Below are 24,180 nucleotides of genomic sequence, written 5' to 3'. Positions count from 1 at the left end.
GACCCGGGCGAGGCATGCCTCGCCCCTACATCAGGGAGGGTACGAGTCTCGCCCTATTCAAGAATAATGCCTGTACGTAGGGGTCGGGCATGCCCGACCCGGGACGAAGCATGCCTCGCCCCTACATCAGAGAGGGTACGAGTCTCACCCTAATCAAGAATAATGCCTGTACGTAGGGGTCGGGCATGCCAGACCCGCAACAAGGCATCAGGAATGATCCCGTCAAAACAATAAATGTGCTCTTCCATGCAAACGAGCGACATGATTTGCAGACCACGCCCATGCCACTAACCCGACCGCCGTGAAACGCTCTCCCATCCGGCGACCACGATCATAATCACCGTGGTGAGACCATTCACCATCAACCTGTCGGTGATAAACACCACAGGAATTAATCCGGCCAGCGCCACCAGCCCGACAATATGCGACAGCGGAAACCGGCCGTAGACCATCAGTTTATAAATCGCATTGGCCAGCAGATAGACCGCCGGGCCGAGCAGCAAAACGGCGGCGGCGGCCATGTCGATATGTCCATCAGGATGGGCGATCACCAGCTCATTGGCTACGGCGCAGACAATAATCGCGCCGACCAGCACCACATGAACATAATGGAAGCAGGCACCCATCTGTCCCGGATTATCCGCATGTTGTATAGCATGACTGCCTGCCTTGCTGCTGGTATCGAAATAGACCCACCACATTGCCAGGCTGCCGATAAAAGCCACCAGCGAGGCAATAATAATCGGCGCATCCCACACGTCGGTTTCACTCAGCGTTGCACCGGTAATCAGAATGGTTTCACCCAGTGCGACAATAACAAACAGCTGGCAACGCTCCGCCAGATGGTGCCCTTCTATGGTCCATTCACTGCTGCTGTCTGAACGGCCCAGGCCCGGCAGCGGGAAACCGAACATCGGTGAGAAGTAGGTGCAGGCCACCGCTATCCCCCACAGGATCAGGCGTTCCGGCCCTTCTGCAATGCCACCCCACAGCCAGAACACCCCAGAAATACACATCCAGCCGAGGATGCGCTGGAAATTACGCCGCAGCAAATGCCCCGCGGGCAGTAACCATAATGTGACAGCGCTGCGCCCAACCTGCATCGCAACGTAAAACAGTGCAAATATCCAGCCGCGTTCACCGAATGCCTGCGGCAGTGCTGAAGAGGCAAACAGGCCCAACAGCATCACACCAAACAGCAGCAGGCGAATTTGTCGGGTTTCAGGATCGAACCAGTTGGTGACCCACGCGGTATACTGCCAGGCGAGCCAGACGGCAAACCACAGCAGCAGGGTTTCCAGTGCGCCAGTGAGCGTCAAATGATGCAGAAGATAATGGGAAAGTTGAGTGACCGCGAAAACGTAAATCAGGTCGAAAAGAAGTTCAGAAAATGACACCGTTGCGCCGTGGCCATCACGTACGCGAAGCAGAGTTAGCGCCATGGAAATGTTCCTGAAAAGGGGGCATTACATTGATAATAGCGAGACGCCCGAAACAGGAACATGTTTTATTGATGTCGGGCAGCGCCTTATTGGCATGATAAAGAGGGAATACGATGTTTTTAACATCTTCAGATTATCAACAGGCGGTTACATCGCTGGCAGCAGACGAAGAAGAACTGCTTGCGGCAGTGGCATTTTGGGGAAAAGGGGCAGACACGATGATCTGCCCACGCGTCGGTCAGCGCGCCAGGCTGATTTGTAATGTAGACAGCGGCGCCACCAATCCCCAGGTGATCAAAGCGCTGCGTGATAAGCCGGGCGTGACAATACGCCAGTCGGACAAACTGCATGCCAAAGTCATCGCCGGGGCGAAACAGGCGCTGGTCGGTTCGGCCAATTTTTCCGCTAACGGATTAAATCTTGAAGGCAGCGAGCAGTCCTGGTGGGATGAAGCCGGACTGTTAACCGAGGACCCCGGGCAGATCGCAGCTATCCATCAATGGTTTGCCGCGCAGTGGGAAGCATCACGCGACATTAGCGATAAAGACCTGCAACTGGCCCAGCTGCGATGGTCACAGCGGCGAGCCAGCCGAACCGCATCGGCACCGATTCACGCATTTGAACGCCTGCGCCCCACCGATGCTGAAGACAGGGAAATCTACCTGGTGATTTATAATGAGGCGATGTCGCAGGACGGTGAAAAGGCCTTCCAGGAAGAGCAGAAAAAACGGACCTGTCAGCCACAAACGGATATCACTGTGTTACCGCCCCTGTATGAAGGCTGGCCAGATTTGCCAACGAATGCCTTGCTGATAGACCTGTATTACGAGGAAGGGAGGAAGATGGAGTGCGCGGGCATTTTTACGCGTACCCTGCAGGATATCAATTTCACCTATTCCGATGGCAGTGCGGGCCATCTGGCGTTGTGCGTTCAGGAAGACAAGGTCATGGGTTATCTGTTTGATGATAAAGAGGCCAGATTGTTCGTGAAGCAAATCCGGCCTTTTATAAAGAAAATCCTGCAACACGCCACAGGTTCAGAGAAGAGTCGCTCTGTGTGCATCCCTTTTTCAGAGGTACTCCACATCTGCCAGCAGTCACGTTAACCAGCATCAGGATGGCGACGACGCACCGTTCGTCGCCCACCTTATCGTTACTTGATCGCCAGAGCAGCCTTGATGGTATAGAACAGATCGGTTTGATCGGTCAGACCGACCACATTCGCCGCATGAGGACCATATGCCGCAATGCGCAGTTGCGTGCCGGTGTGGCCCTGAGAATCTTCTTCCGAATTGCCGTAGCTGATGGTCATCGGGCTGCCATCTTTAGTGATCAGCGTCTGCGTCAGGCCCGGTGCCTTGCTGTCATTGGCAATGATCTGGCTGGAGTGCGCATGGTCAGCGGTGACAATCACCAGTGTGTTGCCGTCCTTACGCGCAAATTCCAGCGCCTTTTGTACCGCTTCATCCAGATCGACCGTTTCACCAATCTGGCCGCACGGATTAGCCGCATGATCCTGCTTATCAATAGATGCCCCTTCCACCTGAAGGAAGAAGCCCTGCGGCTTGCTGCTTAGCAGTGAGATGGCTTTATCGGTCATCTGGGCCAGGGTTGGCGTTGATGCCGGACGTTCCGCATTCACTTCACAGGTGATCGGTTTCCCGTCCAGGTTACCGTGATAAGTGGCTTTCGGCCCTTTCCAGCGCACCGGCATATTGCCGTCAGCAAACAGCCCCAGTACCGGCTTATCGTCGCCCGCTTCGCTCAGGCCGTTCATCCCCGCGAGATCGCTCACCAGCTGATAGCCGCGCAGCTTCGCCTGCTCTTGCAGAGTTTTGCCCTGCCATTCGCCCGCTTTCGCCGTCTCACTGAAGGTTTTCCCACCGCCGCCGAAAGTGACGTCCGCGCGGGCATTCAGCAATTGCTCAGCGATGGAACCTTTACCGCCCTTTTCCAGCGCGTTGGTGGCACAGAGTTCGCTGGTTTTCACCGGGCCATAGCATTTACGTGAGGTAACATGGGCAATCTGCGCGGCCGGGGTGGCATCTTCCAGTTCGGCGGTAGATACGTTACCCGTGGCTTTACCGGCGGCTTTAGCCAGTTCCAGCAGTGAAGGATAATCTTTACCGTTCACATCCACGCCGATGGCGCCATTATAGGATTTTACCCCGGTGGCCCAGGCGGTGGCAGAAGCCGCAGAATCGGTGACGTAGTCGGGTTTATGGCTTTTTTTATCCAGCGAGTAATGGGTGTACTGCCCGGTCAGCGGCAGCGCATCAATACCTTTAAAGAAACCGCCCGCGCCTTCTGCATAGTTACGCGCTGCCGTGATTTCAGAGTCACCCATGCCATCGCCGATCAGCAAAATGACATTTTTCGCCGTGGTATTGTTTAACGAGGCTTTAATTGCCTCGGTCTGATCACCGGTCAGGCGGCGTGCACCACCGGGCTGGGTGATATCCCCCTGTGCGGCACGATTCCAGGTGGCAATATCCGCCACGGCAGAGGAGCAAATCAGCGAGGTCAGCAGGGAAAGGGCAAAGGCTTTGTGTTTCATTGTTGGCGATCTCCATGAATAAATTTAACTTAATGTTTCTGCGCCACAGTCTGCGATACAACTATTTCATTTTCGTGTCAGCCACGTGACAGGGAGATTTCATCGCCGGGTATGCTGATGATGGAATTTTGCGACTGCTCATGAGTTAAGCGAATAGAACCATAGGGAAAAATACTACTTGACCCATTAACGGCGACTGCCTATAGTACCGCCCCGTTACCCCCTGTGGGTGACGGCAGTAAAATATGGTGAGGTGTCCGAGTGGCTGAAGGAGCACGCCTGGAAAGTGTGTATACGGCAACGTATCGAGGGTTCGAACCCCTCTCTCACCACCATATTCTAAGAGAATGCCTGAACGAAAGTTCAGGCATTTTTTTTGCCTGTACGTAGGGGTCGGGCATGCCCGACCTGGACGAGGCATGCCTCGCCCCTACATCAGGGAAGGTACGAGTCTCGCCCTATTCAAGAATAATGCCTGTACGTAGGGGTCGGGCATGCCCGACCCGGGACGAGGTATCAGGGATGACCCCGTCAAAACAATAAATGTGATCTGCCGCACAAACGGACTACTCGAATATCCTCCACATTTATTATCTTGACCCCCTTTATTCTCACCTCTTATAACAGCCAGGTATCCCATGAATGATATTACCCAACTGCTGAAAAGCCATCGCAGCGATCGTAGCTACCTTGATAAACCTGTCGCCGACAGCATTATTGATGACATTGTTGAAGCAGCGTGGCTTGCACCGACCTCCGTCAACTCGCAGCAGGTATCACTGGTTGTTGTACGCGATGCCGCTACCCGCGCCCGCATTGCCGAAATCGCCGGTGGCCAACCGTGGATCGCAAAAGCACCGGTATTTATCACCTTCGTGCTGGATATGTACAAAAGCCAGCAGGGTATTGCCGCAGAAGGTAAAACGCAGATTGCGCATGAAAGCCTGGAAAGCCTGATCTCTGGATCGACTGATATTGGTATCGCGCTGGGTGCGGTGATGACGGCGGCCCGTTCACACGGGCTGGGCGTAGTGCCGATTGGCGGGATCCGCCGTGAACCCGAAGCCATGATTGAGCTGCTGAATCTGCCTGAACTGACCTTCCCGGTGGCGGGCGTGGTACTGGGCTATGTCGATGAACCCGCCGTGCAGAAGCCCCGCATGTCGCTGGCAGGCTTCCGTCACGAAGAACGTTATGACAGCACCTCATTGCCAGACGTGATTAAAGCTTACAACGAAGTTCTGGTGGCACACTGGAACAGTACCGGGCGTACCGATGGTGATAACTGGGGCAACAACACCGCCAGCTATTATCAGAATATCTATTTCCCGAACGTTCAGCCGGCTATCCTGAAACAGGGTTTCGGCATCGATAAATAAACAAAAAAAGCCCGGCACTGCCGGGCTTTGATTCGTACGGGGCGATCGCAGACCGCCCCGCTTTCATCTCTGATTAACTGTAAGCAAGCAGTGCTCGTTGGCAAAGCTCTGAACGCACACAGTCCTCTTTATCAAAACGCACCACACCAATCATCTCGTCTTCCTCGAAGCGCGCCATCGCGTCGCTGAGGCCAGACTTCACATGAGCCGGCAAGTCACACTGGGTGATATCACCGTTAACGATGACCGTGACGTTTTCTCCAAGGCGAGTTAAGAACATTTTCATTTGGGCTGCGGTGACATTCTGCGCCTCATCCAAAATAACCACCGCGTTCTCGAAGGTACGACCGCGCATATAGGCAAAAGGCGCAATTTCCACTTTGCCTATTTCGGGGCGCAGGCAGTACTGCATAAAGGACGATCCCAGACGTTTAACCAGAACGTCATATACTGGCCGGAAGTACGGGGCAAATTTCTCGGAGATATCTCCGGGCAGGAATCCCAAATCCTCATCTGCCTGAAGGACCGGACGAGTCACTATGATCCTGTCGACATCCTTATGTATCAGGGCCTCGGCTGCTTTCGCAGCGCTGATCCAGGTTTTACCGCATCCGGCTTCACCGGTGGCAAAGATCAGCTTTTTGTTTTCTATGGCGTGGAGATAGTGCGCCTGAGCTTCATTTCTGGCTTCAATCGGTGAATGGTCGCGGGTATCGCGAGCCATACCAATGGAATCCAGCCCACCCATCTGCACCAGCGAGGTGACCGATTCTTCTTCACGCTGACGATGACTGCGTGAATCGCTACGAAGCACACGTTTTGCTTCACGACGCGCTTTGATCACTGCTTTCTGTCTTCCCATAGTGGCACCTTACAGTTGGTTTCATTTCCCGCATCGGTATATCGATGCGATTACGTGAACGCTTTAGAGGTCGTGGCTTCCTTTTAAGCCTTGTCTGGCCGTTGAAACAAATGCACAGCAGAAATCATGCCCGCCATGCACCGGTAAGGGTTAAAGGAATTGAGTAGCCGTTGAGTTGTGAAAGAAGAGAAAGCTGAAGAGGAAATGTTTTCCTCGCAAATATTCGCGATATGAGACTTTTTGACGACTGGCCCGGTAAAGGACTTCTGCATTCGCTATCTCCAGAGTGGAAAACTATATGCGAAAATCAACAGCAATTTCATATTCTTCATATTAGCGAAGAAATGCAACACTTTTTTTAACGTTATTATGACATTCAGATGAATGCATTTAAAATCATGAAGTTATAATTATATGTTTATTAACAATGGCGAGGTGGCGAAGATGGGTTGTGTGATTTTTAATCAGTTTGATTTTATTGATGCTAAGAATCATCCCAGCATAACGAGCTTAGAATTAGCGGATTAAGATTAATCCGCTAATTAAGATTAAGCCTCCAGCAATCCCTGTGCCAGATAGTGCTGGGCATCGGCAACGCCGGGAAGAACGAAGAAATACCCCCCGCCGATCGGTTTTATATATTCTTCCAGCGCTTCGCCATTAAGTCGTTTTTGCACGGCCAGAAAACCTTTTTCTAAATCGTGCTGATAACAAACAAATAACAGCCCCATTTCCAACTGTCCGGCGTTAGAGACACCCAGAGAATAGCTGTAACCACGGCGCAGCATCAGGCTGCTTTGCGTTTCCGGCGTACGCGGGTTCGCCAGACGGATATGGGCATCCATTGGGATAACATCTCCGTTAGGATCGCTGACGTAGTCCGGCACATCGTGCTCTTTGTGCATCCCCAGTGGCGCACCGCTGTGCTTCTCGCGACCAAAGATGGTTTGCTGTTCACGTAACGGCGTACGGTCCCAGAACTCCACATGGAACTGAATAATACGTGCCGCCTGATAGCTGCCGCCCAGCGTCCACGCCGGTTCGCCCTGCGCTTTGCTGACCCACAGAATATTATCCATCAGACTGTTATCGGTGCTGTCCGGATTCGCCGTACCGTCTTTGAAGCCCAGCAGATTAATCGGCGTCTCTTTGCCTTTGCTGCGCGCTGCGTGGTCGGAGATAAACCCTTCACGCCGCCAGCGTACGCTCAGCAGATCCGGCGAATGCTTGATAATATCGCGCAGCGCGTGGATGACCGTATCATTGGTATTGGCACAAATCTGCAGCAGCACATCGCCGTGGCACAGGCTGGCATCAAGCGAATCGTTAGGGAAGCGCGTCATCCGCTGTAATTTCAGCGGTTTTAACGCTTGCAGGCCAAAACGCTCGTCGAACAAAGAGGTACCAACAGAAACGGTAATGGTGAGGTTATCCGGGTAGATATCCTCCCCCAGAATGCCGGAGTCCATCGGTGGCAGCTGCGGGTTGGTCACCAGCGGGGCTTTACCGCCGGTGGTCAGAAACGCAATACGGTCGGTTAACAGCCTGAACAGACGCACCAGATCGGCTTTGTCCGTGGCCAGTACATCAAACGCCACCAGCATCATCGCCGCCTGCTGCGGCGTGGTGATCCCCGCCTGATGCGCACCATAGAACGGCTGACGTTCCTGGCGGGCGCCAGGTGACAGCGTTCCGGGTGATGAGGTTTTCTCGTCACTGGCCGCATGAACCGGACAACCGCCCGCCACTACCAGGGCACCACTGAGGATGCCCATTCCTTTCAGTAAACGACGACGTGACGCTAACGCCACACCGTCAACAGGTTTTGCCATTTCTGATTAATCCAGACCGAGCGTACCACGCAGCAGGGAAAGGTCTTCGGCCAGCGCCGTAATAGGACCTTTCAGTGCCGTGCGATCGGCATCAGTCAATTTCTCGTAAGATTCATAGCCGTCTTTGGTACGGTACTTCGCCAGAATGGTATCGACTTTTTTGAAGTTACCGTCCACTTTCGCCAGCAGTTCAGGGTCAGATTTCTGCACCAGCGGACGCAGCAGGTTGACGATCTTCTGCGCGCCATCAACGTTGGCCTGGAAATCCCACAGGTCAGTACGGCTGTAGCGGTCTTCTTCACCCGAAATTTTGCTGGAAGCGACTTCCTCAATCAGACCCGCAGCACCGCCAACCACTTTGCCCGGAGGGAAAGCCAGTTCACTGATACGGGTCTGCAGATCCAGCACATCTTTGTACAGCTGGTCGGCGAATTTATCCATACCTTTGGTGGTGTTATCGGCAAATAACACTTTTTCCAGACGGTGGAAGCCGGTGAAATTAGGGTCCTCTGCTTTCTTCTCGAAATCATCTTCGCGGGCATCAATCCGGCCATCAAGATCGGAGAACAGCTCAGCAATCGGCTCAATACGCTCGTAGTGCTGACGGGTTGGCGCAAACAGGGCTTTCGCTTTCGCCAGATCGCCCGCTTTCACGGCATCAGTGAAAGCTTTGGTGCCGGTGACCAGCTGGGCCACTTCCTGAGTGACATACAGCTTATAATCAGCAATCGGCCCAACCAGTTGCAGTACATCCGGCTTGCCGTCGTTCACTTTACTGCCGTTCGCTTTCACGATCAGCTTGCCTTTCGGGTTGCTCAGCAGGCCGCAGGTAATATCGTACTCACCCGCTTCCAGATTCGCGGTCAGCTTCTGGGTGAAGGATGGCGCGATATTTTCACGCTCTTCCACCACCATTACGCCTTTCAGAATCTCCCACTCCAGCGCTTTCTGGCTGTTGTTCTTAATGATGAACTGCGTTTTGCCTGCATCCACGGTCAGTGTCATCGGTTCACACTGTTTATCGGTCACGCTGACGTTAACCTGTGGGATATCGGCAGCCAGCGCTGCGCCGGATGAAGTCAGGGCGGCCAGCAGGGCAGCATTCAGTGCGTGGCGGCGAAAGTGTGTGGTCATTGAGTCATCCCAGTCAAAGTGTTGTTAACGGCAGACCATCAGCCTGCCAGACAGATTCAGCGCGTGGTACGCGCAGAGGTCGATACAGAGCGCGCAGGCAGTGCAAACAGCAGCAACGCAGGAATCAGATAGATAAACCACACCGCGACTTCACTGACGCTTGGCGCTTCCTGATAGCCCAGCAGGCCCTCCAGTAAGGTGCCAACAACGCTGTGGGTGGTCAGGGTGTTACTCAAATCAAACGCCACGTCCTGGAAGTGATTCCATAACCCGGCTTCATGAAAGGCGCGGATCGCCCCTGCGGCCAGTCCGGCAGCGACGAAAATAATGAACAGGCTGGTCCATTTAAAGAAGCTGGCCAGGTTAAGGCGCACCCCACCCCAGTAAATCAGCATACCCAGCACCACCGCAGTGCCAAGGCCGAGCATCGCACCCAACGGTGGCGCATAACCCACATCCTGCTGGAACGCGGCCAGCAGGAAAAAGACGGATTCCAGCCCTTCACGCGCCACGGCAAGGAACACCATCATGATCAGCGCCCAGCCGCTGCTGTTGCCCTTCTGTAACGCGCTATCAACAGCCTCTTCCAGCTGTGCCTTTACGTTACGTGAGACTTTACGCATCCAGAACACCATCCAGGTGAGGATCACCACGGCAACGGCGGCAACCAGGCCTTCAAACAGCTCCTGCTCTTTCTGCGGGAACTCGCCCGTGGTTTCATTGATAAACCAGCCGAGTGCAAGGCACAGCGCGGCAGCAACAAACACCCCAATCCACATGGCACCAAACCACTGACTGCGCTGGGTGCGTTTCAGGTAACTGGCGATCAGGCTGACAATCAGCGCCGCTTCCAATCCTTCGCGTAACATAATAAGAAACGGGACAAACATGCCATACACCTCAAAGCGTGAAATTAGGTCAAAACCAGTAAAGATAAGTAAAATAAAAACGATATTGATTATCATTATCGGGCGACTAATTACAAGATGGCGGAACGATATTTTCGTGTTTTGCGAGATGGGAAAAATTAAGCAAATGTAACGATGACGACAGGGCTTTCTCCCGCTCGTTCCCGACGGACAGACAGGAGCGAGGGCATAAAACGGGAAAGCGGGCTGAATTGCAGAGGGGGAAGATTCGCTGGTACCGGGCGGCACCAGCGAAGAGGAGAGCTTAGTCGGCCTGATATTCGGCTTCAGCGGCATCAAAACGCTGCTCAGCAGCGGCAGATGGCCCTTTGCCCAGCAGGCTGAAGACCACAATGGCGATACTGCCGAACAGGAAGCCTGGAATAATCTCGTAGAGGTCAAACCATTCGTATTGTTTCCATACCAGCACGGTCGCCGCACCGACGATCATCCCGGCCAGTGCACCGTTACGCGTCATACGTCTCCAGACAAGAGAGAGCAGAACCACCGGACCAAATGCCGCACCGAAGCCAGCCCAGGCATAGCTCACCAGACCCAGTACACGGTTGTCCGGATTCGCGGCCAGCGCAATAGCAATTGCCGCCACCAGCAGCACCATCAAGCGCCCCACCCACACCAGCTCACGCTGGCTGGCCCCTTTACGCAGGAAGTTCTTATACAGATCTTCCGTCAGTGCGCTGGAGCACACCAGCAGCTGGCAACTGAGCGTTGACATCACCGCCGCCAGAATTGCGGACAGCAGGATCCCGGCAATCCATGGGTTAAACAAAATGCGCGCCAGTTCAATAAAGATACGCTCACTATTCTGCGAAACCTCGCCCGCCAGTGCAGGGTTGTTCTGGAAGTAGGCGATACCAAAGAAGCCCACGGCGACAGCACCCGCCAGGCACAGAATCATCCAGATCATCCCGATACGACGCGCGGTACGAATAGAACGGTGAGAATCCGCCGCCATAAAACGCGCCAGAATATGCGGCTGGCCGAAGTAGCCCAGCCCCCAGCCCAGCAGGGAGATAATCGCCACAAAGTTGAGATTTTTCAGCATATCAACATTGGCAAGGCTCTTGGCTTTGATCACGACCATCGCATCGTCCAGACCACCGACCGCAAGAATGACCATCACCGGCGTCAGGATCAGGGCAAAAATCATCAGGCTGGCCTGCACCGTGTCGGTCCAGCTGACTGCGAGGAAACCGCCAACGAACGTATAAACGATAGTGGCAGCGGCACCGGCCCACAGGGCTGTCTGGTAACTCATACCGAAAGTGCTTTCGAACAGTCGCGCACCCGCCACCACGCCAGAAGCGCAGTAGATGGTGAAGAAGATCAGGATGACCACGGCGGAGATCACGCGCAATAGCTTGCTGGTGTCTTCAAAACGGCTGGAGAAGTAGTCCGGCAGCGTCAGGGCATTGCCGTGATGCTCAGTCTGCACGCGCAAACGGCCCGCGACAATTTTCCAGTTCAGATACGCCCCCAGGGTCAGGCCAATGGCGATCCAGCTTTTTGAAATCCCGGCAAGGAAGATAGCGCCCGGCAGGCCCATCAGCAGCCAGCCGCTCATATCGGACGCACCGGCAGAGAGTGCCGTCACAACAGCACCTAAACTACGACCACCGAGAATATAGTCATCAAAGTTTTTCGTTGAACGGTATGCGATGAAACCAATCAGCACCATGCCAAGAATATAAACACAAAATGTCACCATCATGGGTGTACTTACAGTCATTTAAGTTCTCCACTTATTATTCGTTTCCACAGCGGGAGGCTGCATATGCGTCATCTGCCGGAACGAAGCAGACCGGCGCACGGGGGGGGCATCCAGCCGGGGGGCGGTATCCTGCCGTAAACGGCTGTGTGGCACAAACGATTTAACACAGCTCGCACATCCATTTCACCAGGTTGTTACTATTAAATGCCAGCAGGTTGCACTCCATCACACTTCACCGGGTTGCACCCGAATAGCAACCCCATAAAAACCAGGTTTAACGGCGCTTTCACGAACCTGGCGAGTTTCTTGCAGCAATATCCATGCCGCTTTTTGTACGTTAACAAAAAGCCCATTTTTAAGTTTGAGGAGAGGGTCACATTTAACGAGGTTGCACAAAGTTGCAACATCAGTGATATTGCACCCTATCATTTGTTATCTACTGATTCAGGAGCTGTAAGGCATGGGCACAACTACCATGGGTGTGAAACTGGACGATGCAACACGCGACCGGATTAAACAGGCCGCGCTGCAGATTGACCGTACGCCGCACTGGCTGATCAAGCAGGCCATTTTCAACTATCTGCAACAGATCGAACAAGGCACCACGCTGGCCGAGCTCCCCACCAGCACCCTCGCTGTAGAGAGTGATGTACGCCCGTCGGAAGAAACGCACCAGCCCTTCCTGGATTTTGCCGAGCAGATCCTGCCGCAGTCGGTCGCCCGTGCCGCCATCACATCCGCCTGGCGCCGCCCGGAAACCGAAGCAGTGCCCATGCTGCTGGAACAAGCGCGTTTACCGCAGCCTCTGGCAGAGTCCACCCATCGCCTGGCTTATCAGCTGGCGGACAAGCTCCGGCACCAAAAAGGGGCGGGCGGGCGCGCCGGAATGGTGCAAAGTCTGCTCCAGGAGTTCTCACTTTCCTCCCAGGAAGGCGTGGCGTTGATGTGCCTGGCCGAAGCCTTACTGCGTATTCCTGACAAGCCGACCCGTGATGCCCTCATCCGCGATAAAATCAGCAACGGTAACTGGCATTCTCACCTTGGGCGCAGCCCGTCGATGTTCGTCAATGCCGCCACCTGGGGGCTGTTGTTTACGGGCCGCCTGGTGTCGACCCATAACGAAGCCAATCTGTCACGCTCGCTCAACCGGATTATCGGCAAAAGCGGTGAGCCCTTGATCCGTAAAGGGGTTGATATGGCGATGCGCCTGATGGGCGAGCAGTTCGTCACCGGGGAAACCATCGCCGAAGCGCTGGCCAATGCCCGCAAGCTGGAAGAGACCGGTTTCCGCTACTCCTACGATATGCTGGGTGAAGCAGCGCTGACGGCGCAGGACGCCAAAGCTTATCTGCTCTCCTATCAGCAGGCGATCCATGCCATCGGCAAAGCGTCTAACGGTCGTGGCATTTATGAAGGCCCGGGGATCTCCATCAAGCTTTCTGCGCTGCACCCACGTTACAGCCGTGCGCAATATGAACGCGTGATGGAAGAGCTGTACCCGATCCTGAAATCACTGACGCTGCTGGCACGCAGCTACGATATCGGTATCAATATCGATGCTGAAGAAGCCGACCGCCTTGAGCTGTCGCTCGACCTGTTGGAAAAACTCTGCTTTGAACCGGAGCTGGAAGGCTGGAACGGCATTGGTTTTGTGATCCAGGCCTATATGAAACGCTGCCCGATGGTGATCGACTATCTGACCGACCTGGCACAACGCAGCCGTCGCCGTCTGATGATCCGTCTGGTAAAAGGGGCCTACTGGGACAGCGAAATCAAACGCGCCCAGACGGACGGACTGGAAGGCTACCCGGTCTACACGCGCAAGGTGTATACCGATATCTCCTACCTTGCCTGTGCCCGCAAACTGCTGGCGGTGCCGAACCTGATTTACCCGCAGTTCGCCACCCATAACGCCCATACTCTGGCGGCAATCTATCAGCTGGCAGGCAACAACTACTATCCTGGCCAGTATGAGTTCCAGTGTCTGCATGGCATGGGAGAACCACTGTACGAGCAGGTGGTAGGGAAAGTCGCCGATGGCAAACTCAACCGCCCTTGCCGCATTTATGCCCCGGTCGGGACACACGAAACACTGCTGGCCTACCTGGTGCGCCGCCTGCTGGAAAACGGCGCGAATACCTCCTTCGTTAACCGCATTGCCGATGCCACCCTGCCGCTGGACGAACTGGTGGCCGACCCGGTGTCTGCCGTGGAAGCTCTGGCACGTAGCGAAGGTGCGGTCGGTCTGCCCCACCCGAAAATCCCGTTACCGCGCGAGCTGTATGGCGAACACCGTCAAAACTCATCCGGGCTGGACCTCGCCAACGAACATCGTCTGGCGTCACTGTCGAGCGCACTGCTGAACAGCGCCAGCCAGACCTGGCAGGTGCAACCGCTGATTGATGGCCCGCTGGCCGCTGGCGACAGTATTCCGGTGATCAACCCGGCAGAACCGCGGGATGTGGTGGGCTATGTCCGTAGCGCAAGCCCGGAAGACGTTTCCGCTGCACTGGATGCCGCCACCCGCGTTGGGCCAATCTGGTTCGCCACCCCGCCGCAGGAGCGTGCCGCCATTCTGGAGCGCGCCGCCGTCATGATGGAGGGCCAGATGCAGCGCCTGATCGGCATTCTGGTGCGTGAAGCGGGTAAAACCTTCAATAATGCCATTGCCGAAGTCCGTGAAGCCGTGGACTTCCTGCACTATTACGCGGGTCAGGTGCGCGACGATTTCGATAATGAAACCCACCGCCCGCTTGGCCCGGTGGTCTGCATCAGCCCGTGGAACTTCCCGCTGGCGATCTTCAGCGGCCAGATTGCCGCCGCACTGGCCGCCGGTAACAGCGTGCTGGCCAAACCGGCAGAGCAGACGCCTCTGATTGCAGCTCAGGCCGTTGCCATTCTGCATGAAGCTGGCGTACCACCGGGTGCATTACAACTGCTGCCCGGCAGCGGTGAAACCGTGGGGGCGCAGCTGGTGCAGGACGACCGTGTACGCGGCGTGATGTTTACCGGCTCGACCGCCGTTGCCACTCTGCTACAGCGTAATCTGGCCGGACGTCTGGATCAGCAGGGCCGCCCGACGCCGCTGGTGGCGGAAACCGGTGGGATGAATGCGATGATCGTCGACTCCTCGGCCCTGACCGAACAGGTGGTGACCGATATCGTTGCCTCTGCTTTTGACAGCGCAGGACAACGTTGCTCCGCCCTGCGCCTGCTGTGCGTGCAGGACGACGTGGCAGAACACACGTTAACCATGCTGCGTGGCGCAATGGCCGAATGCCGTATGGGCAACCCGGAGCGCTTCTCCACCGACATTGGTCCGGTGATTGATGCCGAAGCCAAAGCAGGCATTGAGCAACATATTGAGGCGATGCGCAGCAAAGGCTTTACCGTGTTCCAGGCAGCGCAACCGCAGGCACCAGGGCGCCGCGAATGGCAAACCGGCACCTTTGTGATGCCCACGCTGATTGAGCTGCACAAGGTAGAGGATTTGACAAAAGAGATCTTCGGGCCGGTACTGCATGTGGTGCGCTATGCACGCAATACCCTGCCGCAGGTGATTGAGCAGATTAATGCCTCTGGCTACGGACTGACGCTGGGCGTGCACACGCGCATCGATGAGACGATCCATCAGGTGGTACAGAAGGCGCACGTCGGTAACCTCTACGTTAACCGTAATATGGTCGGTGCCGTGGTGGGTGTACAACCGTTTGGCGGCGAAGGTCTGTCCGGCACCGGGCCGAAAGCCGGTGGCCCGCTTTACCTTTATCGTCTGCTGTCGTCACGCCCGGATAACGCGCTGTGCATCACTCTCCATCGCCAGGACAAAGAGCGCCCTGTTGATGCCGCACTGCGCCCTGCACTGCAGGCCGCGCATCAGGCGTTGAGTGAATGGGCCGTCGACCGTACCGATCTGGCAACCTGCTGTGCCCGTTTTGCCGAGCTGGGCCAGGGCGGCACCATCCGCCTGCTGCCTGGGCCAACGGGTGAACGCAATACCTTTACTCTGCTGCCGCGTGAGCAGGTGCTGTGTCTGGCCGATAACGAGCAGGATGCGCTGGTGCAGCTGGCAGCCGTCACGGCCGTGGGCAGCCGCGCGCTGTGGGCGGAAGACGAGCTTCATCGCAGCCTGTGGCAACAGTTGCCGCCAGCGGTACAGCAGCGCATTGATTTTGCGGCGCAGCCACTGGAGAGCAAAACCATTGACGCGGTGATTTACCACGGCGATGCCGACCAGTTACGTGATCTGTGCCAGGCAGTGGCGGCACGCGACGGCGCGATTATTTCCGTACAGGGCTTTGCCCGTGGCGAAACCAATCTGCTGCTGGAGCGGCTACTGCTGGAACGTTCGTTGAGTGTGAATACCGCAGCGGCAGGAGGGAATGCCAGTCTGATGACCATCGGTTAACACGTCATCTCATGACACGGGGCGACCGGAGAAAAAGTTTTTCCGTCCCGACATGTGCAAACCATCAACACGGGGCGACCGGAAAAAATGGTCGCCCCCTACATGTAGGGGCGGACCTTCTGTTTCGGTCCGCCCTTCTCTCTTAACTCTCAAATTTCATCCGCAGTAGCTTCGGGTAGATAAACAGCGACTGGCCCCAGCCGCGATTCAACAGCGTCCACACGCCGACCGAACACCCTACGCACAGCAACACCATCAGCGGCGGGAAACCCACGGCCCACAGCAGCGAAAATGCCCGACTGGCAAACAGTTGATGACCCACGGCATACAGGATCGCTGACAGACCAAAAAACTCAATAAAGATGCGGTGCAGCACGTAGATCTGCAAGGTGTTCTTCCCCACCCAGTTGAGCCAGCGCATGGAAAATATCCGGTTCAGGGTGCGGCAGAGTGCAATGCAGCCGAGGATCGCCAGCACGCACAGGAACAGGCTTTGTTCCAGGCCCAGCAGGCTGTGCGCGGTTGTCAGTACCAGCAGCAGTGCCCAGGGCAGCAGGTTATCCCGTCGCCATTCGCTCCAGCGGATCAGGACCTCGCTGTAAAATGCACCAAACAGGAAGAAGACAAAGTATTGCGACAGGCTTTCCGGCCCCCAGCCGGGGATGATGCCGGTGACCGCCGCATAGTTGAGTCCTGCCGCCAGCAGCAGGATCAGCGGCTTATGCTGGCGAAACAGTTTCGCAAACAGGAAGAACAGCGCCAGGGCGTAAAGATACCAGGAGGAGCTCATCGCCAGCAGCATCAGCTTGAGAAACTGCCACGGCGAATCGGCCCAGGCGGCATTGATATTGCCAGAGAGATGCTCGCCCATCATGCCGACCGATACGCCATTAATCATCAGCCACTGAATCAATCCCCAGAGAAAATAGAGGTAAAACAGGTTGGTTACGCGGCTGGTGAATACCTGTTTCCACGGACGATTCAGAATGGCATTGGCCGCCAGCAGGCCAGAAACAAAGAAAAACGCGGGCATACGTAACGGGGAAAGCTGGTTATTAAACGCCAGCCAGAGTTTGGCCGGTAACTGCCCGGCGGTCAGTAAAGGGGCAATATCGGCATAACCGGGAAGTACAACGTGATAAAGCACTACAAGTAAAATACAGCCGCCTTTCAGGGTATTAACCCAGGCGATATCTTTTTTGGTCGTCATATTCATGACAATACTCCTGCTGTGAGCATCTGATGTTGATAAAAAGGGAAAAGCATCCTCCGTCACGGTCGTTTTTATATTTTTTATTGGTATTGATAAAAATATACCCGTCATACTTATCTGCATGGCGGGTATAAAAAATGGCCGATATTATTATCGGCCAGATTTGAAAACTCAGCCGTTGTTAGCGACTTTCTCCACAGGGCGCGGTTTACGCAGCAGCCTTGGGTACATAAAGAGTGCTTTGCCCGGCCCGCGATTCAGCAGGTTCCAGGCCACCAGTGAAATACAGGTGGTGATGGTTACCGCGAAAATCGGCAGCAGCAGTGCCCAGGCCAGCGAGAATCCCTGATTGTCGAACAGGCTGTATTTCACCGCCAGCGTCAGCATGGTCAGGCCCAGCAGTTCGATAAAGATACGGTGCAGCACGTAGATTTGCAGCGTGTTGCGGCCAATCCAGTTCAGCCATCCCATATTGAAGCGGTTATTCAGCGCCCGGCACAGCACAATACCCGCGACAATCGCGACGATGCAGTAGAACGGGTTTTTCATCATCCCGGCAGCATGATGCGCTACCCCAACCAGCACCATCGCCCCTAACAGAGCCAGATGACGGCGCGACAGCTGGCTGATCTCCACCAGCGTGTGGCTGAAGAAGGCCCCCAGGACAAAGTAGACAAAGTTCTGCACCACGCCATTCGGGCCCCAGCCAGGCACCAGATGAAACTGCGTGGCATAGTTCAGCAGCACCGCGCCCACCAGCAGCGCAACTTTTTGACGATGGAACAGTTTCGCCGCGATAAAATAGCCCGCCAGCGCATACAAATACCACAGGCTGGTCATCGACAGCGTCAGCAGCTTAACGAACTCCAGCGGCGAACTGGCATAAGCGGCATTGACGGCGGTGGAGAGTTTCTGCCCAATCAAATTGGCGGAAATATTGTAGATACTTGCCCACTGAATCACCCCCCAGAGAATATAGAGGTAGAGAATATTGGTGAATTTCTTAGTAAATACCTCGCTCCAGCTCTTTTTACTGATGGCACTGGCTGCCAGCAGACCTGAGACGAAAAAGAAGGCAGGCATACGCAGCGGCGAGAGGTATTTATTAAACACAACCCATATGTCAGCCGGTATCATTCCGGCCGTGAGATACTGCAAAGAGGGAATGAAGGTGGTAATAATGGTGTGATGCAGGACCACCAGTAATATGCACCCGCCCTTGAGGGTATTAATCCACAGGACTTCTTGCTTGCCAGCGACAGACATAATAATAAAACCCAATCTCATCATAATATCCCGAAAGTATCCCTTGATACTCTACGGATCACTATGAGGATCGTCTGAAAGCGTTCCGAATGCTTTCAAATCCTTAATGTTTTTCCTGCCCTCATCCGCAATATGCTCTGATTTCAGGCAGGTAACATTTTACTTTAAGAATAACCTTATTAAAGTTTAGGGGTGATAGGCAAACAGCGCGGGTGAACCCCCGGTGTGAATAAACACAATCGGCCCTTCACGACGAAAACGCTGCCGGGTAATCCCGTCGATCAGGCCCGCCATCGCCTTGCCGGTATACACCGGATCGAGGAAGATCCCTTCCAGTCGTGCCAGCAGTTTAACCGCTTCCATGCCCTCTTCATTCGGCTCGCCGTAGCGCGGAGCAAAGTAGTCATCCCATAACGTGATGGGGGCTGTACTCACCATCTCCAGCGACCGGGCCAGTTCCTGACGGATTTTCTCGACCTTGGGTAATTGATCGGCCACCTTACGTGAAACGGTGACCCCCACCAGCTCCGTCTCCGGCAGCAGATGTTCCAGGCCCACTGCCAGCCCGGCATGTGTACCCGCACTGCCCGAAGCCACCACCACCGCAGCAAAGTCGACCACGCCTTCACTCTGGTGGGCAATTTCCTGCGCGCAGTCAACGTAGCCCAGCGCACCCAGCGCATTGGAGCCGCCCACCGGGACGATATAAGGGCGAAAACCCTGCGCCTCCAGCAGCGTGGCCTGCTCTTCAAGCTGTGCATCCGGGGCGTGCAGCGCATCGACCATCACAATCTCGGTGCTCATCAGCTCCAGCAGCAGGCGGTTACCGTTGCTCAGGTAGTTTTCAGCGGTGGTGCCAATTGGATTTTCCAGCAGTGCCACACACTTCAGGCCCAGCTTCGCGGCGACCGCCGCCGTCTGGCGTACATGATTGGACTGAATCGCCCCCGCTGTCAGCAGAACGTCAGCCCCGGCACGCAGCGCATCAGCGGCGAGAAACTCCAGCTTTCTGAGTTTGTTACCCCCCAGGGCCACCGGCGTGACATCGTCACGTTTGATAAAAATATCGCGGCCGAGATAATCAGACAGACGGGGAAGATGCTCTAAAGGCGTGGGCGAACCCAGCAGTTCAAGACGGGGAAAATTAGCAATATTGTGTAAGGACAACGCGGCCTCCATAGCAGGCGTTCAGGTTATCCTTACAGTGTTGCAGAAGATGACCTGATGGTCATCTTCTTATCATCGGTGCCATTAATTACGTTGCCAGCCGAGGAACTGATCATACTTACGCAACGCAATGCGGTAATTGTTATTTCCCGCATCCGGTAAATCATTTTCGAGGCATTCATGCCAGCTTGGGCCACTCAGGCGCTCTGCCGGGAAGCCTCGTGCTGAGAGCATATCGTCAAGACGACGCAGGCGAACAACATATTCGCGAATGGTACTGTGGCTCATTTCAGTCTGCTCGAACAGGTACTGTTTGAACGCCATGATGTCAAAGTAAGTCGGATGTGTGTTGCAATAAATGTCGCTACAAAAACGGCACAACGCCGTAAGCTCATTCTGTAATTTTAACCAGACCTGATCGTCGATCAGCTGATCCATCCGGGCGATGGCCTCTTTGTTAATGATCTGACCACGAAAAACCAGTGCCATGCGGTCTAATACTTTTCCGCAATGTGAGCAGTTGCTCTGGCTGTGTTTGTAGTCTTTCAAATAACGGCTCAACGGCCTCATTTTAGTTTTGGATCCCATTCGAGATTCCCCGGTTGGTGTTGAGAGTGCAAAACTGACTTCGTCAGCGCGCCCCCGTTAACCGGGCGCGCAGGCGTTTTATCGCCTGACTGTGCAGTTGGCTGACACGGGACTCGCCCACCTCAAGCACTGCGCCAATCTCTTTCAAATTCAGCTCTTCCTGGTAATACAATGTCAGCACCATTTTTTCGCGATCGGGCAAAGCCTCAATTGCTTCAATGACACGCTCGCGCAGACTGCCTTCCATTAACTGGTGCAGCGGATTGGCTTCTTCATGGCCGTCCGTCACCAGCTCTGCGCTGTCACCGTGCTCTTCACGATACTCATCGTAGGAGAACAACTGGCTATTATTGGTATCCAGCAGGATCTGCCGGTACTCCTCCAGCGAGACATCCAACTGCGAAGCCACTTCCTGCTCGGTGGCTGAGCGCCCCAACGCCTGCTCCACCTGATGCATGGCCCCCGCTACTTCGCGCGCATTGCGGCGCACGCTGCGTGGTGCCCAGTCGCGGCTGCGAAGTTCATCGAGCATCGCCCCACGGATACGCTGTACGGCGTATGTCGTGAACGCAGTGCCTTGTAGCGCGTCGTAACGCTCTACGGCATTCAGTAGCCCGATGCCTCCCGCTTGTAACAGGTCATCCAGTTCAACGCTGGCGGGCAGACGTACCTGCAAGCGCAACGCTTCATGGCGAACCAGCGGTATGTATCGCTGCCACAGAGAATGTTTGTCCATCACGCCATCGGCGGTATATAGATCGTTCACTCTGACCTACCCTGCTGTAATTAAGTTATCGGCACGATTATCTGTTTCTGTAGGGCAGATTGATTGGGGGAATAGCGGTTAAAAAGGCGGGTTATTTCATTTTTGTGGACCTGAACGATCCCGGCGACGCGATTTTTCGACGCGGGGATCCCTCAGCATAGAACAGGTCAAACTTTGCGCAGCAAACGCTGCCGCGTGTTCTCCGGCACCTGCTGCCACAGCGCACAGACCTTCCCTTCCAGCTCCTGATAAAACGGCAACAGGGTCTGATCTTCCTGTAACGTGCGGCGAAAATGCACCGTGCCGTTTAACGGGTCGATAGTCATTCTGCGGCTGGTAAACAGACGTTGCAGATCGCTTCGCAGGAACAGGCCGTTATCTGCGCTGTTATCCAGCAGGAAGCCCTGTTCGTTCTCACGTATATCGATGTGGCAGGCCTCCACCCACGGCCAGGCATGTTCGTCGGTAAGCAGCGTACCGGTGATGACACAGGCACCATAGCGCTCGCGTACCGCATGGCTGAACTCATGATGGCTGGCCCGATGCCACAGCCGGGCTTTCACGCGTCGCCCGACCTGCGTACCCTGGATGACACCGGCTGGCGGCGGCAACAGCGGTGAGGTCAGCACCACGATAAACTGCAGCTGACGCGAATACTCAAAGCATGGCTGCGACTGGCGGTCATACAGCTGCCAGTATTCGTCATCTTCATCGCTGCGTAACAGCGTCAGGGTGTAACCCCGCTGCTGTAACAGGCTTTGCGCCATGATCGATGCCGGATCCAGCATCGCCAGCACTTTGCTCTCCCCCATCACCTTCCAGGTATTCCACGGTGTGGGTTCCAGCGGGCGACGGAAATAGAGAAAACTCTCCTGGCGCTGCAAATAATGCTCGAAGCGCTGCAGGTAGTTTTTACGTTCGTTATCGTTGGTAATAAACAGCAGATCTTCCAGCGGAATATGGCTGTCTTTGCTGGCAAAGATGGCGCGAATAGTCCAGTTTTTGCTGGAGGTTGACGGGCTCAGCAACCCTCTGGTCGTCAACGATTTATCGTCGGGGTACTTTCTGCTGTAGCGGTCGTTTATCTCCTCAAACGGCAGCAGTTCCCCAGGTAACAAGTCATAATTGAAGCGCATAGCACACTCCAGAGAAAAAAAACCCCGCAAAAGCGGGGTTTTAAAGGGTTCAACGTGGCGTTAAGTCGCCGATTAGCCCTGCAGCAGAGACAGAACCTGCTGTGGAACCTGGTTAGCTTTAGCCAACACTGAGTTACCTGCCTGCTGAACGATCTGAGCTTTAGACAGGTTAGACACTTCAACCGCGTAGTCAGCATCCTGGATACGGGACTGTGCTGAAGACAGGTTGGTGGTGGTGTTGTTCAGGTTAGTTACCGCAGAACCCAGACGGTTCTGGATAGCACCCAGGCTTGAACGGAATTTATCGATTGACGCGATTGCTGCATCCAGTGCTGCCAGTGGATCTTTAGTCGCAGTACCTACGCTGGTGGTGTCGGTGGTCAGTTTGCCTGTAGCGCTAACGAACGCCTGTGCACCTACGTTTGGAGCATATTTATCAGTACCAGTACCACCAGTAACAGTCACTTGACCGTTATCTTTATCAACAGCATAAGTAGTGCTGTAACCAGTAGAAGTGGTCAGCGCACCATCGCTGTCTGTGTAGGTCAGAGCAGACACACCAGAAGTCAGGGTAGCAGTTGCAGTCAGACCGTCCTGGTTGAATTTGATGCTAACATCGTCAGCAGTAGCGTTAGCTTTAACAGTTGCCAGCAGCGCGTCAGAAGAAACGGTGTCTTTGTAAGTCACACCACCGCCAGAACCCGCGAACTGGTAAGTTTTGCTGTCGAAGGAGATGGTAGATGCAGCACTACCGGCGGTAGCATCAGCCGCACCGAACAAGTCTTCCATAGTAGCGGCTGTTGAGCCAGCCACGTTGTTGGTGGACAGAGCGCCATCAGCAGTGATGAAGGCTGCTGCGCCGCCGATGGTGATGTTGCCTGAAGCATCGGTGTTGAAGTCAACTTTACCGGTTGAAGAAGTGTAAGTACCGGCTTTAGTCTGGCCAGCAGCGGCTTTCAGAGTCGCACCGAGGTCAGAAGTATCAGTACCGGTAGCAACGGTTTTAGTGGTAGTAAAGTTTTTCGCGGTAGCGTCGTAAGTGTAAACTTCAGCATCAGTGGTCAGAGTGACAGTGTCGCCAGTCTGAAGTTTAGCGAACGCTTTATCAGCAGTCAGCTTGTCGAAGGCAGTAGCAACAGTGTAAGGACCAGTACCGGTTGCGCCAGCTGCAGTCAGGTCGCTTACGGTCGCGGCTTTGTTAGTGATAGTGCCGGTGCCGTTAACGTTGAAGCCGTTCAGACCCAGAGTAGAAGAGTCGATTTTTTTCAGGTCGATGGAGATAGTCTGGCCATCGTTCGCGCCAACCTGGATTTTCATGGTGCCGTCTTTTGCCAGCACGTTCACGCCGTTGAACTGAGTCTGACCGGATACGCGGTCAATTTCGTCCAGACGTGATTTGATTTCGTCCTGGATTGAATCAAGGTCAGAGCTTGAGTTGGTGCCAGTAGTTGCCTGAACACTCAGTTCACGAACGCGCTGTAAGTTGTTGTTGATTTCTGACAGTGCGCCTTCAGTCGTCTGTGCAACAGAGATACCGTCGTTGGCGTTACGAGCAGCCTGAGTCAGGCCCTTGATGTTAGAGGTGAAGCGGTTAGCAATTGCCTGGCCAGCAGCGTCATCTTTCGCGCTGTTGATACGCAGACCGGAAGACAGGCGCTCCATAGAAGTAGACAGAGCAGACTGGTTCTTGTTGATGTTGTTCTGGGTGATCAGCGAGAGGCTGTTGGTATTGATTACTTGTGCCATGATAAAGTTTCCTGTTAAATCATTTCGGGTTAAGTGGTTGGGCT

The 24,180-nt window shown here is 54.8% G+C and carries 17 protein-coding genes and 1 tRNA gene; 4 read left to right on the top strand and 14 right to left on the bottom strand.

Annotated elements, in window-relative coordinates; all coding sequences use genetic code 11:
• Positions 1 to 287 precede the first annotated feature (287 nt).
• On the bottom strand, positions 288 to 1,442 hold the full coding sequence (locus FVB43_RS08030; RefSeq protein ID WP_167863753.1) for a low temperature requirement protein A: 1,155 nt from the start codon (positions 1,440 to 1,442) through the stop codon (positions 288 to 290).
• Positions 1,443 to 1,555: 113 nt separating this feature from the next.
• On the opposite strand from FVB43_RS08030, the gene FVB43_RS08025 reads away from it, so the two are divergent.
• A complete protein-coding gene (locus FVB43_RS08025) occupies positions 1,556 to 2,548 on the top strand; it encodes a phospholipase D-like domain-containing protein (RefSeq protein WP_159336464.1) in 993 nt (330 codons plus the stop codon).
• A gap of 47 nt (positions 2,549 to 2,595) precedes the next feature.
• Here the strand turns inward: FVB43_RS08025 and phoA are convergent, their stop codons facing one another.
• Complete coding sequence (gene phoA / locus FVB43_RS08020; protein ID WP_167863752.1) at positions 2,596 to 3,999, bottom strand: alkaline phosphatase; 1,404 nt, start codon at positions 3,997 to 3,999, stop codon at positions 2,596 to 2,598.
• A 247-nt stretch (positions 4,000 to 4,246) separates the two neighbouring features.
• On the opposite strand from phoA, the gene FVB43_RS08015 reads away from it, so the two are divergent.
• Positions 4,247 to 4,334 (top strand) — tRNA-Ser (locus tag FVB43_RS08015).
• A gap of 303 nt (positions 4,335 to 4,637) precedes the next feature.
• Entirely contained in the window at positions 4,638 to 5,378 is a 741-nt protein-coding gene (locus FVB43_RS08010) for an NADPH-dependent oxidoreductase (protein WP_167863751.1), read from the top strand.
• A 73-nt stretch (positions 5,379 to 5,451) separates the two neighbouring features.
• On the opposite strand, the gene phoH is transcribed toward FVB43_RS08010, so the two are convergent.
• The 5 genes from phoH to putP all read right to left on the bottom strand — a co-directional run bounded on the left by phoH (position 5,452) and on the right by putP (position 11,864).
• Positions 5,452 to 6,240, bottom strand: coding sequence for a phosphate starvation-inducible protein PhoH (gene phoH / locus FVB43_RS08005; protein ID WP_133841729.1), 789 nt, complete (start codon positions 6,238 to 6,240; stop codon positions 5,452 to 5,454).
• Positions 6,241 to 6,788: 548 nt separating this feature from the next.
• Positions 6,789 to 8,072, bottom strand: a complete 1,284-nt coding sequence (gene efeB, locus FVB43_RS08000) for an iron uptake transporter deferrochelatase/peroxidase subunit (RefSeq protein WP_159336463.1) — start codon at positions 8,070 to 8,072, stop codon at positions 6,789 to 6,791.
• Positions 8,073 to 8,078: 6 nt separating this feature from the next.
• Entirely contained in the window at positions 8,079 to 9,206 is a 1,128-nt protein-coding gene (gene efeO / locus FVB43_RS07995; protein ID WP_159336462.1) for an iron uptake system protein EfeO, read from the bottom strand.
• A gap of 56 nt (positions 9,207 to 9,262) precedes the next feature.
• Complete coding sequence (gene efeU, locus FVB43_RS07990; RefSeq protein ID WP_133841726.1) at positions 9,263 to 10,096, bottom strand: iron uptake transporter permease EfeU; 834 nt, start codon at positions 10,094 to 10,096, stop codon at positions 9,263 to 9,265.
• Positions 10,097 to 10,379: 283 nt separating this feature from the next.
• Positions 10,380 to 11,864, bottom strand: a complete 1,485-nt coding sequence (gene putP / locus FVB43_RS07985; protein ID WP_133841725.1) for a sodium/proline symporter PutP — start codon at positions 11,862 to 11,864, stop codon at positions 10,380 to 10,382.
• A gap of 442 nt (positions 11,865 to 12,306) precedes the next feature.
• Here putP and putA point away from each other — a divergent pair, with 442 nt between their 5' ends.
• Positions 12,307 to 16,254, top strand: coding sequence for a trifunctional transcriptional regulator/proline dehydrogenase/L-glutamate gamma-semialdehyde dehydrogenase (gene putA, locus FVB43_RS07980; protein WP_167863750.1), 3,948 nt, complete (start codon positions 12,307 to 12,309; stop codon positions 16,252 to 16,254).
• Between the two features lie 142 nt (positions 16,255 to 16,396).
• On the opposite strand, the gene FVB43_RS07975 is transcribed toward putA, so the two are convergent.
• From FVB43_RS07975 to FVB43_RS07945, 7 genes are all read right to left on the bottom strand, one after another.
• Entirely contained in the window at positions 16,397 to 17,470 is a 1,074-nt protein-coding gene (locus FVB43_RS07975) for an acyltransferase family protein (protein ID WP_167863749.1), read from the bottom strand.
• A 168-nt stretch (positions 17,471 to 17,638) separates the two neighbouring features.
• On the bottom strand, positions 17,639 to 18,733 hold the full coding sequence (locus FVB43_RS07970; protein ID WP_167863852.1) for an acyltransferase family protein: 1,095 nt from the start codon (positions 18,731 to 18,733) through the stop codon (positions 17,639 to 17,641).
• Between the two features lie 186 nt (positions 18,734 to 18,919).
• Complete coding sequence (locus FVB43_RS07965; protein WP_167863748.1) at positions 18,920 to 19,900, bottom strand: D-cysteine desulfhydrase; 981 nt, start codon at positions 19,898 to 19,900, stop codon at positions 18,920 to 18,922.
• Positions 19,901 to 19,984: 84 nt separating this feature from the next.
• Positions 19,985 to 20,488 carry a flagella biosynthesis regulatory protein FliZ gene (gene fliZ, locus FVB43_RS07960; RefSeq protein WP_062742545.1) on the bottom strand — a complete coding sequence of 168 codons (504 nt, stop codon included), beginning with the start codon at positions 20,486 to 20,488 and terminating at the stop codon, positions 19,985 to 19,987.
• Between the two features lie 43 nt (positions 20,489 to 20,531).
• Entirely contained in the window at positions 20,532 to 21,254 is a 723-nt protein-coding gene (locus FVB43_RS07955) for an RNA polymerase sigma factor FliA (RefSeq protein ID WP_062742546.1), read from the bottom strand.
• 167 nt (positions 21,255 to 21,421) lie between these two features.
• On the bottom strand, positions 21,422 to 22,390 hold the full coding sequence (locus FVB43_RS07950; protein ID WP_159336459.1) for an HNH endonuclease signature motif containing protein: 969 nt from the start codon (positions 22,388 to 22,390) through the stop codon (positions 21,422 to 21,424).
• Between the two features lie 72 nt (positions 22,391 to 22,462).
• On the bottom strand, positions 22,463 to 24,136 hold the full coding sequence (locus FVB43_RS07945) for a FliC/FljB family flagellin (RefSeq protein ID WP_167863747.1): 1,674 nt from the start codon (positions 24,134 to 24,136) through the stop codon (positions 22,463 to 22,465).
• Positions 24,137 to 24,180 lie beyond the last annotated feature (44 nt).

Source organism: Erwinia rhapontici, assembly GCF_012271765.1.
Classification (GTDB): Bacteria; Pseudomonadota; Gammaproteobacteria; order Enterobacterales; family Enterobacteriaceae; genus Erwinia; species Erwinia rhapontici.
This window is presented reverse-complemented; position numbering and strand designations above follow the sequence as displayed.